Source organism: Neobacillus sp. DHD-1R (assembly GCF_057747995.1).
In genome coordinates this window covers 3,734,094-3,747,818 of sequence record NZ_CM173232.1, presented here as the reverse complement: position 1 = coordinate 3,747,818, position 13,725 = coordinate 3,734,094, and the positions used below count along the sequence as shown (strand labels likewise).

15 protein-coding genes are annotated in these 13,725 nt (G+C 39.7%); 14 read left to right on the top strand and 1 reads right to left on the bottom strand.

Translation table 11 applies throughout. The annotated features are described in order from the left end of the window. Position 1 precedes the first annotated feature (1 nt). The 6 genes from dnaK (at position 2) to deoC (ending at position 7,033) form a co-directional block, all read left to right on the top strand. Positions 2-1,828, top strand: coding sequence for a molecular chaperone DnaK (gene dnaK, locus AC3ANL_RS18495; protein WP_488325858.1), 1,827 nt, complete (start codon positions 2-4; stop codon positions 1,826-1,828). A 148-nt stretch (positions 1,829-1,976) separates the two neighbouring features. Further along, positions 1,977-3,107, top strand: a complete 1,131-nt coding sequence (gene dnaJ, locus AC3ANL_RS18490; protein ID WP_488325857.1) for a molecular chaperone DnaJ — start codon at positions 1,977-1,979, stop codon at positions 3,105-3,107. A 17-nt stretch (positions 3,108-3,124) separates the two neighbouring features. Continuing rightward, positions 3,125-4,069 (top strand): 50S ribosomal protein L11 methyltransferase, encoded by a 945-nt coding sequence (gene prmA / locus AC3ANL_RS18485; RefSeq protein WP_488325856.1) that lies wholly within the window; start codon positions 3,125-3,127, stop codon positions 4,067-4,069. A 66-nt stretch (positions 4,070-4,135) separates the two neighbouring features. Further along, the gene (locus tag AC3ANL_RS18480) at positions 4,136-4,885 is read left to right on the top strand and encodes a 16S rRNA (uracil(1498)-N(3))-methyltransferase (RefSeq protein ID WP_488325855.1); all 750 of its coding nucleotides are present in this window, start codon (positions 4,136-4,138) and stop codon (positions 4,883-4,885) included. A 7-nt stretch (positions 4,886-4,892) separates the two neighbouring features. Beyond that, the gene (gene mtaB / locus AC3ANL_RS18475) at positions 4,893-6,266 is read left to right on the top strand and encodes a tRNA (N(6)-L-threonylcarbamoyladenosine(37)-C(2))-methylthiotransferase MtaB (protein WP_488325854.1); all 1,374 of its coding nucleotides are present in this window, start codon (positions 4,893-4,895) and stop codon (positions 6,264-6,266) included. 92 nt (positions 6,267-6,358) lie between these two features. Continuing rightward, the gene (gene deoC / locus AC3ANL_RS18470; RefSeq protein WP_488325853.1) at positions 6,359-7,033 is read left to right on the top strand and encodes a deoxyribose-phosphate aldolase; all 675 of its coding nucleotides are present in this window, start codon (positions 6,359-6,361) and stop codon (positions 7,031-7,033) included. Positions 7,034-7,121: 88 nt separating this feature from the next. Here the strand turns inward: deoC and AC3ANL_RS18465 are convergent, their stop codons facing one another. Further along, entirely contained in the window at positions 7,122-8,063 is a 942-nt protein-coding gene (locus AC3ANL_RS18465; protein ID WP_488325852.1) for a Na/Pi symporter, read from the bottom strand. Between the two features lie 207 nt (positions 8,064-8,270). On the opposite strand from AC3ANL_RS18465, the gene rpsU reads away from it, so the two are divergent. From rpsU to AC3ANL_RS18425, 8 genes are all read left to right on the top strand, one after another. After that, positions 8,271-8,444, top strand: coding sequence for a 30S ribosomal protein S21 (gene rpsU, locus AC3ANL_RS18460; RefSeq protein WP_007087607.1), 174 nt, complete (start codon positions 8,271-8,273; stop codon positions 8,442-8,444). 15 nt (positions 8,445-8,459) lie between these two features. After that, the gene (locus tag AC3ANL_RS18455) at positions 8,460-8,906 is read left to right on the top strand and encodes a GatB/YqeY domain-containing protein (protein WP_488325851.1); all 447 of its coding nucleotides are present in this window, start codon (positions 8,460-8,462) and stop codon (positions 8,904-8,906) included. A gap of 130 nt (positions 8,907-9,036) precedes the next feature. Further along, complete coding sequence (locus tag AC3ANL_RS18450) at positions 9,037-9,672, top strand: NfeD family protein (RefSeq protein ID WP_488325850.1); 636 nt, start codon at positions 9,037-9,039, stop codon at positions 9,670-9,672. 18 nt (positions 9,673-9,690) lie between these two features. Then, the gene (floA, locus tag AC3ANL_RS18445; RefSeq protein ID WP_488325849.1) at positions 9,691-10,686 is read left to right on the top strand and encodes a flotillin-like protein FloA; all 996 of its coding nucleotides are present in this window, start codon (positions 9,691-9,693) and stop codon (positions 10,684-10,686) included. Positions 10,687-10,716: 30 nt separating this feature from the next. Beyond that, positions 10,717-11,175, top strand: coding sequence for a hypothetical protein (locus tag AC3ANL_RS18440; protein ID WP_488325848.1), 459 nt, complete (start codon positions 10,717-10,719; stop codon positions 11,173-11,175). An 84-nt stretch (positions 11,176-11,259) separates the two neighbouring features. Further along, the gene (gene yqfC / locus AC3ANL_RS18435) at positions 11,260-11,562 is read left to right on the top strand and encodes a sporulation protein YqfC (protein WP_488325847.1); all 303 of its coding nucleotides are present in this window, start codon (positions 11,260-11,262) and stop codon (positions 11,560-11,562) included. Beyond that, on the top strand, positions 11,559-12,752 hold the full coding sequence (gene yqfD / locus AC3ANL_RS18430; RefSeq protein WP_488325846.1) for a sporulation protein YqfD: 1,194 nt from the start codon (positions 11,559-11,561) through the stop codon (positions 12,750-12,752). The genes yqfC and yqfD overlap by 4 nt, the downstream gene beginning before the upstream one ends. Then, the gene (locus tag AC3ANL_RS18425) at positions 12,749-13,717 is read left to right on the top strand and encodes a PhoH family protein (protein ID WP_488325845.1); all 969 of its coding nucleotides are present in this window, start codon (positions 12,749-12,751) and stop codon (positions 13,715-13,717) included. Before yqfD ends, AC3ANL_RS18425 begins: the two co-directional genes overlap by 4 nt. Positions 13,718-13,725: the final 8 nt, after the last annotated feature.

The window sequence follows — 13,725 nt, the reverse complement described above, 5'->3', positions numbered from 1 at the left end:
AATGAGTAAAATAATTGGTATTGACCTAGGAACAACAAACTCTTGTGTATCTGTTCTTGAAGGCGGAGAACCTAAAGTTATTCCAAATCCAGAAGGCAATCGTACAACTCCATCTGTTATTGCGTTTAAAAATGGAGAGCGTCAAGTTGGGGAAGTGGCAAAACGCCAAGCAATTACAAACCCAAACACAATCATTTCAATTAAGCGTCATATGGGAACAAATTACAAAGTGGATATTGAAGGAAAAGATTATACTCCGCAAGAACTTTCTGCTATTATCCTGCAATATCTAAAATCTTATGCTGAAGATTATCTTGGTGAGCCAGTTACTAAGGCTGTTATTACAGTACCAGCTTATTTTAACGATGCAGAGCGTCAAGCAACAAAGGATGCAGGTAGAATTGCCGGCCTTGAAGTGGAACGTATTATCAACGAGCCAACAGCTGCTGCACTTGCATATGGTTTAGATAAAACAGACCAAGACCAAACGATTCTTGTTTATGACCTTGGCGGTGGTACATTTGACGTATCGATCCTTGAATTAGGTGACGGCGTGTTCGAAGTTAAATCAACTGCTGGTGATAATCGCCTGGGCGGGGACGACTTTGACCAAGTGATTATCGATTATTTAGTTGAACAATTTAAAAAGGATAATGGCATTGATCTTTCTCAAGATAAAATGGCCGTACAGCGCTTAAAAGATGCAGCTGAAAAAGCGAAAAAAGATTTATCAGGTGTAGCTTCAACACAGATTTCTTTACCATTTATCACTGCTGGAGCGGCTGGTCCACTTCACCTTGAAGTTTCATTAACGAGAGCTAAATTTGATGAAATTACTGCCCATCTGGTTGAACGGACAATGGGTCCAGTTCGTCAAGCTCTTAGTGATGCTGGCTTAACTCCATCGCAAATTGATAAAGTTATTCTTGTTGGTGGTTCAACTAGAATTCCTGCAGTTCAAGAAGCGATTAAAAAAGCAACTGGACAAGAGCCTCACCGTGGTGTTAACCCTGATGAAGTAGTAGCAATGGGTGCAGCCATCCAAGGCGGCGTTATCACAGGTGATGTTAAAGATGTTGTTCTACTTGACGTGACTCCATTATCACTTGGAATTGAAACAATGGGCGGCGTATTTACAAAATTAATTGATCGTAATACAACGATTCCAACATCTAAATCACAAGTATTTTCAACTGCGGCTGATAGCCAAACTGCTGTTGATATCCATGTTCTTCAAGGTGAACGGCCAATGGCAGCAAACAACAAAACATTGGGACGTTTCCAATTAACAGATATTCCACCTGCACCACGTGGAGTGCCGCAAATTGAAGTTACATTTGATATTGATAAAAACGGTATTGTTAATGTACGTGCCAAAGATCTTGGCACAAATAAAGAACAGCAAATTACCATTAAGTCATCCACAGGCCTTTCAGATGATGAAATTCAAAAAATGGTAAGAGAAGCAGAAGAAAATGCTGAAGCAGATAAACAGCGTAAGGAAGAAGTGGAACTTCGCAATGAAGCTGACCAACTTGTCTTTACCACAGAAAAAACGTTAAAAGACCTTGAAGGTAAGGTTGACGAAGCTGAGGTTGCCAAAGCAAATGAGGCAAAGGATGCATTGAAGCAAGCGATTGAAAAGAACGATCTTAATGAAATTCGTACTAAAAAGGACGCACTACAAGAAATCGTTCAGGCATTAACTGTTAAACTATATGAACAAGCAGCACAAGCACAGCAAGCACAACAAGGCGGTCAAGAAGGTGCCTCACCTAAAGATGATGTTGTTGATGCAGAATTCGAAGAAGTAAAAGACGATAAATAAGTAATAAGTAGATAAACAACTTACGAAAAGGTCAAAGTCAGACTAGGGGCTTTGGCTTTTTCTCTGTGAATAGCAGTGTTTTTATTGCAATGTACTTCTTAAGGGTGTTAGAATAATCTTTATGTGACAGATTCGGGAGTGGGTAATCATGAGTAAACGGGATTACTATGAAGTGCTTGGCGTTAGTAAGAGCGCTTCAAAGGATGAAATAAAAAAAGCGTATCGTAAGCTATCTAAACAATATCATCCAGATATTAATAAAGAGCCGGATGCAGCTGATAAATTTAAAGAAATCGCTGAAGCATATGAAGTGTTAAGCGATGAACAAAAAAAGGCACACTATGATCAATTCGGTCATACAGATCCAAACCAAGGCTTTGGCGGCGGTGCTGATTTTGGCGGCGGTTTTGGCGGGTTTGAAGATATCTTTAATACCTTCTTTGGCGGTGGCGGTGGATCGAGAAGACGTGACCCTAATGCGCCAAGACAAGGTGCTGACCTACAGTATACAATGACAGTTACTTTTGAGGAAGCAGCATTCGGTAAGGAAACAGATATCGAAATTCCACGAGAAGAAACTTGTACCACATGTAGCGGAACCGGTGCAAAGCCTGGGACTAAACCTGATACGTGTCAGCATTGTCATGGTACAGGCCAGTTAAATGTGGAGCAAAATACTCCATTTGGTAGAATTGTTAATCGTCGTACATGTAATTACTGTAATGGTACGGGGAAAGAAATTAAAAACAAATGTTCAACCTGTGGTGGTAAAGGAAAAGTGCAAAAACGTAAAAAAATTCATGTCAAGATTCCAGCGGGTATTGACGATGGTCAACAATTACGGATAGCTGGTCAAGGGGAAGCAGGATTTAACGGCGGCCCGGCAGGTGATCTTTACGTAGTATTCCAAGTACGCCCGCATGAGTTTTTTGAAAGAGATGGCGATGACATTTATTGTGAAATGCCAATTACATTTGTTCAAGCGTCATTGGGTGATGAAATTGAAGTTCCTGCCCTAAATGGAAAAGTAAAATTAAAAATTCCTGCTGGTACTCAAACAGGTAAAAAATTCCGCTTAAAAGGAAAAGGGATTCCAAATGTGCGCGGCTATGGTGTGGGTGATCAATATATTATTGTTCGTATTATTACACCAACAAAGCTTACGGATAAACAAAAGCAGCTTCTAAAAGAATTTGGCGAGCTAAGTGGCAATTCTCCGATAGGCGAACACGAAGAAAGTTTTTTTTCAAAAGTAAAACGAGCGTTTAAAAGCGAGTAAGGGATGGAGTTGGTAGAATGAAGTGGTCAGAAATTAGTATCCACACAACAAACGAGGCGATCGAACCTATTTCTAACATATTGCATGAAGCTGGGGCGAGCGGTGTAGTCATTGAAGATCCATTTGAATTGACAAAAGAAAGGGAAGATCAATTCGGAGAAATCTACCAACTCAATCCAGATGATTATCCTGACGAGGGAGTTATCGTAAAGGCTTATTTACCGGTCAACAGTTTCCTAGGAGAAACGGTTGAAGCCATCAAGGATTCCATTAATAACCTAATTATTTATGATATTGATTTAGGATTAAATAAAGTATCGATTATGGAAGTTCATGAAGAAGAATGGGCAACGGCTTGGAAAAAATATTATCACCCTGTTAAAATTTCTGAAAAATTCACGATTGTTCCAACTTGGGAAATTTATGAACCGGTAAGCAGCGATGAATTAATCATAGAATTAGACCCTGGAATGGCATTTGGTACTGGTACACATCCGACAACCGTCATGAGTATTCAAGCTCTTGAAAGAACTGTTCAGCCAGGAGATCGAGTCATTGATGTTGGAACAGGCTCTGGAGTGCTCAGTATTGCAGCAGCAATGCTTGGTGCGGAGGACGTTAGAGCCTATGACCTTGACGAGGTTGCAGTGAAATCAGCAAGGTTGAACATCAAGCTAAATAAGGTGAGTAATACTGTATCCATCTCCCAAAACAATCTTCTAGATGGAGTCACTGAAAAGTCTGCTGATGTAGTAGTCGCCAATATCTTAGCGGAAGTTATTATAAGATTTACGGATGACGTAGCGCGAGTCGTAAAGCCCGGAGGATCTTTCATTGCATCAGGGATTATTCAGCAGAAAAAGGATTTAGTGAAGGAAGCGATCGTAGCCTCAGGCTTTGAAATCTCAGAAACCATTCTTATGGAGGATTGGGTTGCGATCATTGCTAAAAGAAAAAAGTGATTTTTCAAAAGGGGTGGCGGAACCCCTTTTTATTTATAAAGAAGGTTTTAGAGAGGGTGCAATCGTGTGCAACGCTATTTTGTTAAACAACGAGCAAATAATAATCAGTTTTTCATTGATGAAGAAGACCGCCATCATATCGTGAAGGTTATGCGGATGCAAATAGGCGATCAAATTATTTGCGTTGATTCAGAAGGAAAACAAGCTGTTTGCCGGCTTGCAGAATTTACCGATTCAAGTGTCGTTGCAGACGTTGTACAATGGAAAGATGAGATTACAGAGCTCCCCATCTCTATTACGATTGCTAGTGGTCTGCCTAAAGGGGACAAGCTGGAGTGGATTATCCAGAAGGGGACGGAGCTAGGGGCACAACAGTTTCTCCCATTTATAGCAGCACGCTCAGTGGTAAAATGGGATGAGAAAAAAAGTGCGAAGAAAATGGAGAGATGGCAAAAGATTGCTAAAGAAGCTGCCGAACAATCACATCGTGCTTTTTTGCCTGAAGTGGTTAGTCCTATGAGTTTTAAAGCTATGTTGGCAAAAAGTAATGACTTTGATTATAAATTAGCTGCCTTTGAGGAGGAAAGTAGAAATGGAGAAACGTCTGTTTTTTCTTCTACGCTCCAAAAAATAAAAAAAGGCGAATCCCTCCTTTTGGTTTTTGGACCAGAAGGTGGCTTAGCAGATGAAGAAGTTGAGCTTTTAAAAAATCAAGGCTTTGATTTATGCGGGTTAGGTCCGCGAATATTAAGAACGGAAACGGCACCATTATATTCACTTGCGGCTATTTCCTATCATTTTGAATTATTGAGGTGAGAATCCAATGGCAACAGTTGCATTTCATACATTAGGATGTAAGGTGAACCACTATGAAACAGAGGCCATCTGGCAGTTATTTAAACAAGAAGGCTATGAACGGGTTGATTTTGAATCCATTTCCGATGTATATATCATTAATACTTGTACAGTTACAAATACAGGCGATAAAAAAAGCCGTCAGGTTATTCGACGTGCAGTAAGAAAAAATCCCGATGCGGTAATATGTGTAACGGGTTGTTATGCTCAAACATCTCCAGCTGAAATTATGGCGATACCTGGCGTTGATATTGTCGTGGGCACCCAGGATCGTGTGAAAATGCTTGGATATATTGACCAATATAAAGCAGAACGTCAGCCAATCAACGGCGTTGGTAATATTATGAAGAACCGTGTTTACGAAGAGCTCGATGTTCCTTCTTTTACGGACCGTACACGTGCATCTTTAAAAATTCAAGAAGGCTGTAACAATTTTTGTACCTTCTGTATCATTCCATGGGCACGGGGTCTTATGAGATCACGTGATCCAAAGGAAGTAATCCACCAAGCACAGCAGCTTGTAGATGCAGGCTATAAGGAAATCGTTTTAACGGGTATTCACACAGGTGGTTACGGAGAGGACATGAAAGATTATAACCTTGCTGCACTCCTCCGTGAGTTAGAAGCAGAAGTAAAAGGGTTGGAACGACTCCGTATTTCATCAATTGAAGCGAGTCAAATTACAGATGAAGTCATTGAAGTGATAAATCAATCAAACATCGTTGTCCGCCATTTGCATATCCCAATTCAATCTGGTTCCAATACCGTATTAAAAAGAATGCGCCGTAAATATACAATGGAATTCTTCGGAGAAAGACTTGAACGTCTGAAAGAAGTTCTCCCAGGTCTTGCCGTTACTTCTGATGTAATTGTTGGTTTTCCTGGCGAAACGGAAGAAGAGTTTATGGAGACCTATAATTTTATAAAAGATCATAAATTCTCTGAACTCCATGTATTCCCATATTCGAAGCGTACAGGTACACCTGCTGCTCGTATGGAAGATCAAGTGGATGAAGAAGTGAAAAATGAACGGGTTCATCGTTTAATCTCCCTTTCAGACCAGCTTGCTAAAGAATACGCATCGTTATTTGAAGGTGAAGTTTTAGATGTCATTCCAGAAGAAGAGTACAAAGAGGAAGCGGCATCTGGTTTGTATGTCGGCTATTCTGATAACTACCTAAAAGTTGTCTTCCCTGCTACAGAAGAGATGATTGGTAAAATTGTAAAAGTGAAAGTAACCAAAGCAGGCTACCCTTACAATCAAGGACAATTTGTAAGAGTGGTTGAGGATTCGGCTTTAATCAAAGAAGAATTGTTTAATCAAGAAGAAGCCGCCATTTAAGGAAAAAGGACCTAACCCAGGTTCTTTTTTTTTGGGACATACTAATAACAAATGTAATATAAATTAAAACCGAAATCGGAGGGAGCTTAAAAATGGCTACTGCTAATATTGCTGCAATGATTGACCACACCTTACTAAAACCGGATGCTACAAAGGGTCAGATTGAAAAACTTTGCCAAGAGGCGAAGGCAAACAAATTTTTTTCCGTTTGTGTGAATCCAACTTGGGTTCGAACTGCAAAAGAGTTATTAACCGGCAGTGATGTGAAAATTTGTACGGTAATTGGGTTTCCTTTAGGTGCCGCCACTACTGAAACAAAAGCCTTTGAAACGAGAAATGCCATTGACCAAGGAGCCGATGAAGTAGATATGGTTATTAATATTGGTGCTTTGAAGGATAAAAACGATGATTTAGTCGAGCGTGACATTCGTGCAGTTGTCGAAACAGCAAATGGCAAGGCACTTACAAAAGTGATTATCGAAACGAGTCTGTTATCGAAGGAAGAAAAAATTCGTGCATGTCAGCTTTCAGTGAAAGCAGGTACTGATTTTGTGAAAACTTCTACGGGATTTTCATCAGGTGGGGCAACCGTTGAGGATATCGCCCTTATGAGGCAAACTGTTGGTCCTGATATTGGGGTGAAGGCCTCGGGTGCAGTCAGAAGCACACAGGATGCCCAACAACTCATTGAAGCGGGTGCATCGAGGATAGGAGCAAGTTCTAGTGTAGCAATAATCAATGGGCTGAAAGTGACATCAGATTACTAAGAAAAGCGCTAGGGCGCTGGGGCTGAACAATTCTCGAAGCCAAAACTTATAATTTCAAAAATAATCTCAAAAACCAGTATCGTTCATTTTACGATACTGGTTTTTGAGGCTTTCTGTCGTGTAAAAATAAAATCATTTCACCGAACCGTGTAGCAAAAGGTAAGACCAGCAACGAGGTAGCTACATTAAAAATGACACTTATATGCGCTAATTGCACATCCTTATGACTCGAAAGCCATGCTGCGTGCTCAGTAAGCAAAGGGATTAACGGGATAAAGACGAAGACTCCAAAAACATTCAGCCAAACATGGGCAAATGCCGCCAATCTAGATTCTTTTCCACCACCAATCGATGCAATCACCGCCGTTATGCAGGTTCCAATATTAGCGCCAAGTACAATGGCAATGCCTGCATCAAGTTGAAGGAGCCCTGCAGTTAAAAAACCCATGGCAATTCCAGTCATCGCCGTACTCGATTGAATGATCGAAGTAATGATCGTTCCTGTTAAGAGACTTAAAACTATATTGTCATTTATCGATAAGATAAACTTGTTTATAAAAGCCATAGACGTTAAAGGTCCCGATAAAATTTCGAACCCTTTCATTGCCGTAAACACAGAGGCAATCCCGAATATGAGCATGCCAATACTTCTGGCTTTTTTATTTTTAAATAAAATAAGAAATGCTCCACTAATAGCTAGAGGAACAAGGATGGCATCCAAATCAAATGTTATTAATTCCGTCTTAAAGGTTGTTCCAATATTAGTACCAAGAATAATCCCAATTGATTGAGGAAATGTCATGATTTTTGCGGAAATTAGTCCAATTGTAATGACCATTACAGCTGAACTGCTCTGAAGTAATGCCGTAATAAAAGTCCCTGTTAACATCCCTTTAAAAGGTGTACGAGTTAATGAAATCAACCATGTTTTTAATTTATTGGCAGATAAGTTAAATAACCCAAATCTAATAATTGTCATCCCAAAAATAAATAATAAAATACAAAGAACAAATAATAATATGTATAGCATTGGATTGGCCCCCCTCCGTTCATTGTATGGTCGTTTTGGGTGGGACATGCCATTTTTTTAGACGAGTTATTGGATCAATTGCATAAAAAATAAAAAGCTCGTTTGTTCATAAAGAAATTCAGTTGACCTTGTATCAAGGTTATATTATAATTGCAAGGTACATGGATTGAATGTTAGTGTGTTGTGTTTCGGAGGGAGGGAAAGAGAATGTCTAAAACCGTCGTTCGTAAAAACGAATCGCTTGAAGATGCTCTTCGTCGCTTCAAACGTACAGTATCAAAAACTGGTACTTTGCAAGAGGCAAGAAAGCGCGAATTTTATGAAAAACCAAGTGTAAAACGTAAGAAAAAGTCTGAAGCAGCTAGAAAACGTAAGTTTTAAGAGAGGGTGTATTATATGAGTCTTCTCGAGCGTTTGAACAATGATATGAAACAAGCGATGAAAAACAAGGAAAAAGACAAACTTTCGGTCATTCGGATGGTCAAAGCTTCATTGCAAAATGAAGCTATAAAGCTCGGAACAAAAGAGCTTTCCGAAGATGTGGAGTTAACAGTCCTTTCTCGCGAAGTAAAACAACGCAAAGACTCCCTCCATGAATTTGATAAAGCTGGTCGTGAAGACCTGGTTGATAAATTGCGTACAGAACTCGCAATTGTCGAGCTGTATTTACCGAAACAGCTTTCTGAAGAGGAACTGTCAGAAATTGTAAAAGAAACTATTTCTGAAGTCGGCGCTAAGTCAAAAGCGGAAATGGGAAAAGTGATGGCTGCTATTATGCCTAAAGTAAAGGGTAAAGCAGATGGGTCGCTGGTTAATAAATTTGTACAACAACACCTTTCATAGTATTCTGACATAAAGACTGTAGGTTCTAATGCCTATGGTCTTTTTATATATTTCAATAAAGCTGAAACCTTTTTGATTCCCAGACGTAAAGAATATTGTCAGATAGAAACAAAAGAGAGGGGGGCCTTGAATGATTGAATTTCTTACTGACCCAATTGTTGTAACCGTTCTCTTAACGATTGCGGGTGTTGGAATAGTGATGGAACTTTTTTCAGCAAAATTTGGTGTGGCAGGATTTATCGGAATTTTTGCATTGCTTTTATTCTTTTATGGACATTTTCAAGCCGGTCTTGCAGGATATGGAACATTATTATTATTCGTGGCAGGAATCTTATTGATTTTCTTGGAATTCTTTTTGCCCGGTGCCATTTCAGGAACGCTGGGTGTGGCAGCTTTAATACTAAGTCTGTTCTTAGCAGGAGAAGATACCTTGCAAATAGGGGTTTCTATTCTAATTGCTATTTTCATTTCAATCTGCGTTTTCTTTATAATGATTAAGATTTTTGGAAAAAAACTGGTCCTTTTTAATCAAATGGTTCTGTTTGATTCAGCAAGGAAAGAGGATGGATATGTATCGAATATTAACCGTACTGATCTGTTAGGAAAGGAAGGCATGGCCTTAACAATTTTACGGCCTGCGGGAACGATGATTATTAATAATGAACGCGTTGATGTGGTAAGTGAAGGAGGTTTTATCGGGCAAAATGCAAAAGTGAAAGTCATTAAAGTGGAAGGAGCCCGTATTGTTGTTAGAGAGGTCAAATAACTAGTAGGGGGTCATTATATGGATATAGTGTCCGGAGGTACCATATTTATTATTGCAGTTGTTGTTGTTGCCTTAATCTTCTTTGGAATTTTATTATCATTTGTACCAGTCATGCTTTGGATTTCGGCATTAGCTGCAGGAGTGCGTATTAGTATTTTTACATTAGTTGGAATGAGACTCAGAAGGGTTACACCAAGCAGAGTGGTTAATCCCCTCATTAAAGCACATAAAGCTGGTTTAAATGTCACGACCAATCAGCTTGAAAGCCATTATTTAGCCGGGGGAAATGTTGATAGAGTGGTTAATGCCCTCATTGCTGCACACCGTGCCAATATTGAATTATCCTTTGAGCGCTGCGCGGCAATTGACCTAGCTGGCCGGGATGTATTAGAGGCAGTTCAAATGAGTGTTAATCCTAAGGTGATTGAAACGCCCTTTATTGCTGGTGTTGCGATGAATGGGATAGAAGTAAAGGCAAAAGCGAGAATCACCGTACGAGCCAATATTGAGCGTCTCGTCGGCGGGGCAGGTGAAGAGACAGTTGTGGCTCGTGTTGGTGAGGGCGTTGTCAGCACAATTGGCTCCTCTGACAGCCATAGTAAGGTTCTTGAGAATCCTGATTTAATCTCGCAAACGGTTCTGTCAAAGGGGCTTGATGCGGGTACTGCCTTTGAAATACTGTCAATTGATATCGCTGATGTGGACATCGGTAAAAACATCGGAGCTGAATTACAGACAGAACAAGCGGAAGCAGATAAGAAAATCGCTCAGGCTAAGGCAGAAGAGCGCAGGGCCATGGCTGTGGCCTTAGAGCAAGAAATGAAAGCGAAGGTCCAAGAAATGAGAGCAAAAGTGGTGGAAGCTGAAGCTGAGGTACCACTTGCAATGGCTGAAGCGCTCAAATCAGGTAATATTGGTGTAATGGACTATATGAATTTTAAAAACATCTCAGCTGATACGGAAATGCGGGGCTCGATCGGAAAGATCACTGGAGAGAAGAAAGATGAAAAGTAACCCACTTTTAATTAAAAGGATGGTATGATTTTGGAATCGATATTATTTTTGATCATTGTCGGTATCCTTTCGACTATTTTTAGTAAATCAAAAAGCAAACGAGCTCCATCTGCGAATAAGCTATTTTCAAAAAATAGTATGAGGGATATACGAACGGTTTTTAAAGAGGTTACAAATATTGAGCCCATTAAAAAAAGCCCAACTAAAACAGAACAAAAAACACAATCCATAATTAATAATTTGAAAAACCTCGAACAAGAGTATCAACAAGTTAGACAGGGGTCTGAAGCAAGTCGAATTGGGATGGCGACATCACGGCACAAACAAGAAATGGTTAACGACTCCATCATGATGGTTAAACCAGAGGAAGGTGTACCGCCTGTTAGCTTAGAAAATCCAGATGCAAACACATTAATTAATGGGATTATATGGTCGGAAATTCTTGGTGAACCACGATCAAAAAAACCTTATATGGCAAAAAGACGCTGAGTTAATCAATCAATCGAATCGAAAAAGGTGTGCTAGAACCCCCTTTCATTTCATAAATATGAGATGAAAGGGGGTTCTTTTTTTATGGCGAAAAAATGGGGCCAACGTGTTCGAAACTGGATGGCTAATAAAATGGATCTTCCTCAAGATGTCATGATGGATTTGCCTCGGATTACGATGATTGGACAAATCCATATTTATGTTGAAAACCACCGTGGCCTGCTGGCCTTTACTGATAAAGAACTCCGATTGCTGCTAAAACAAGGTCAATTATTAATCAAAGGTAAGTCCTTTGTGATTAAAACCATTTTGCCTGAAGAAATTTTGCTGGAAGGAAAAATTGATCAGGTCATTTATATAAATGATAATGCGGGAGGAACAAAATGAAGAATCAATGGTTTGAATTCTTATATGGAAAAGTTACCGTAAAAGTTTCAGGAAAAGGCCTTGAACGTTTTTTAAATGTATTAACAAGAAATGGTTTGCATATTTGGAATGTCAAACGTCATGGAACAGAGACGATTACGTTTCAAATGAGGCTGCAGGATGCCTTAAGAATTAGACAGTTTGCCCGAAACAGTGGCTGCAGGATCTCCTTTTTACAACGGCAGGGTGCCCCCTTTTTATTTAGAAGACTATTGAAAAATAGCGGTTTTATGTTAGGAGCTGCAGCCTTTATTTTCCTTATTATGGTCCTATCCAATATGATATGGGGAATTGAAATAAAAGGGGCAAAACCAGCGACAGAATATCAAATACGCAAAGAATTGGACAAGATGGGCGTTAAAATTGGCAAAGTGCAATTTTTCGTAGAGAATGTAGAGGGGATTCAAAGACGCTTAACCAATAATGTTGGTGCACTTACATGGGTTGGTGTGGAATTAAAGGGGACAACCTATCACCTCCAAGTGGTAGAAAAGAATGAGCCTAAAAAAGCAGAGCAATTATCACCACAAAATCTCATTGCGAAAAAGAAAGCCATTATTGTCAAGATGTTTGTGGAAACTGGTCAAAAAGTCGTTGATATCCATGATCATGTTGAACCAGGGCAATTGCTGGTTTCAGGGGCATATGGTCAGGAGGGTACTCCAGAATATACTGCCGCTAAGGGCGAGGTCTGGGGGGAAACGTGGTATAAAAGCCATGCCGAGCTTCCGTTAGTAACCAATTTTAAAGTATACAATGGCAAGGAAGTTCAGAAGCATGCTCTTTTACTAGGGAATTGGGAAGTACCGGTTTGGGGATTTGGGAAACCTGACTTCAAGAATTATGATACAGAGAAGAATGTCCATAAAATCCATTTTCTCAAATGGGAGTTACCAATTAGTTATATAAATAAAACACTACGGGAGCGAGAAGAGTATCAGCGTACCTATTCCCAAAAAGAGGCTGAACAAATTGCAGTGGAACTTGCAAAAAAAGAAATAAAAAGCAATTTAGCGGAGGATGCTATAATAAAAGATGAAAAAATTTTACACAAGGCATTTCGAAATGGTAAAGTTATACTAGATATCCATTTCAAGATAATTGAAAACATTGCAGTCGGACAACCGATTTCCAAGGAGACTCCTGAATGACAGAAAAATTAACTACCATAAATGTACAGCTGGAAAATCCTGCAGAGGCGATTAACCTTCTCGGGAATTCCGATCAAAATTTAAAGATTATTGAACAAGAGCTTAGTGTTTCGATTATCACACGGGGTGAATCTGTCAGTTTGTCAGGCGATGAAGACAAGGTCACGATGGCAGAACAAATTATAGACAGATTAATTTTTGTGATTCGTAAGGGCATTAATATTGGTCCAAGAGACGTTCTATATGCGATCCAAATGGCACAAAAAGGAATGCTTGAATATTTTGTGAATTTATACGATGAAGAAATTGCTAAAAATGTCAAAGGAAAGTCCATCCGCATTAAAACGCTTGGCCAAAAACAATATGTGACAGCAATCAAGAAACATGATCTTGTTTTTGGGATTGGCCCAGCTGGAACAGGTAAAACCTATCTTGCTGTTGTGATGGCCGTTAATGCCCTTAAAAGTGGACAGGTGAATAAAATTATTTTAACAAGACCCGCTGTAGAGGCTGGTGAAAGTCTCGGTTTCCTGCCAGGGGATTTAAAAGAAAAAGTAGACCCATATTTAAGGCCTCTGTATGATGCGCTTAACGACGTACTAGGGGCAGAACACACCCAGAGGCTGATAGAGCGCGGGACGATAGAAATTGCTCCTCTTGCTTATATGAGAGGCCGTACCTTGGATGATGCCTTTGTGATCTTAGATGAGGCTCAAAATACCACCCAGGCACAAATGAAGATGTTCTTGACCAGGTTGGGCTTCGGTTCAAAAATGGTGATCACAGGAGATCAGACACAAGTCGATTTACCAAAGGGTGCTAAATCCGGGTTAATTGCGGCAGAAGAAATCTTGCAACATGTAAATGGGATTTCGTTTATCTTCTTAGAACAAAGTGATGTTGTTCGTCATCCACTTGTCCGTCGAATAATTGAAGCCTATGAAAAACAGGCCAATCAACATTAAAATGAGGG

Bases quoted from the DNA above. Each gene is read 5' to 3' on its own strand.
- yqfC (WP_488325847.1), top strand. From the start codon at position 11,260: ATGGCGAAAAAATGGGGCCAACGTGTTCGAAACTGGATGGCTAATAAA.
- dnaJ (WP_488325857.1), top strand. From the start codon at position 1,977: ATGAGTAAACGGGATTACTATGAAGTGCTTGGCGTTAGTAAGAGCGCT.
- AC3ANL_RS18465 (WP_488325852.1), bottom strand. From the start codon at position 8,063: ATGCTATACATATTATTATTTGTTCTTTGTATTTTATTATTTATTTTT.
- AC3ANL_RS18455 (WP_488325851.1), top strand. From the start codon at position 8,460: ATGAGTCTTCTCGAGCGTTTGAACAATGATATGAAACAAGCGATGAAA.
- floA (WP_488325849.1), top strand. From the start codon at position 9,691: ATGGATATAGTGTCCGGAGGTACCATATTTATTATTGCAGTTGTTGTT.
- deoC (WP_488325853.1), top strand. From the start codon at position 6,359: ATGGCTACTGCTAATATTGCTGCAATGATTGACCACACCTTACTAAAA.
- dnaK (WP_488325858.1), top strand. From the start codon at position 2: ATGAGTAAAATAATTGGTATTGACCTAGGAACAACAAACTCTTGTGTA.
- yqfD (WP_488325846.1), top strand. From the start codon at position 11,559: ATGAAGAATCAATGGTTTGAATTCTTATATGGAAAAGTTACCGTAAAA.
- prmA (WP_488325856.1), top strand. From the start codon at position 3,125: ATGAAGTGGTCAGAAATTAGTATCCACACAACAAACGAGGCGATCGAA.
- mtaB (WP_488325854.1), top strand. From the start codon at position 4,893: ATGGCAACAGTTGCATTTCATACATTAGGATGTAAGGTGAACCACTAT.
- AC3ANL_RS18425 (WP_488325845.1), top strand. From the start codon at position 12,749: ATGACAGAAAAATTAACTACCATAAATGTACAGCTGGAAAATCCTGCA.
- rpsU (WP_007087607.1), top strand. From the start codon at position 8,271: ATGTCTAAAACCGTCGTTCGTAAAAACGAATCGCTTGAAGATGCTCTT.
- AC3ANL_RS18450 (WP_488325850.1), top strand. From the start codon at position 9,037: ATGATTGAATTTCTTACTGACCCAATTGTTGTAACCGTTCTCTTAACG.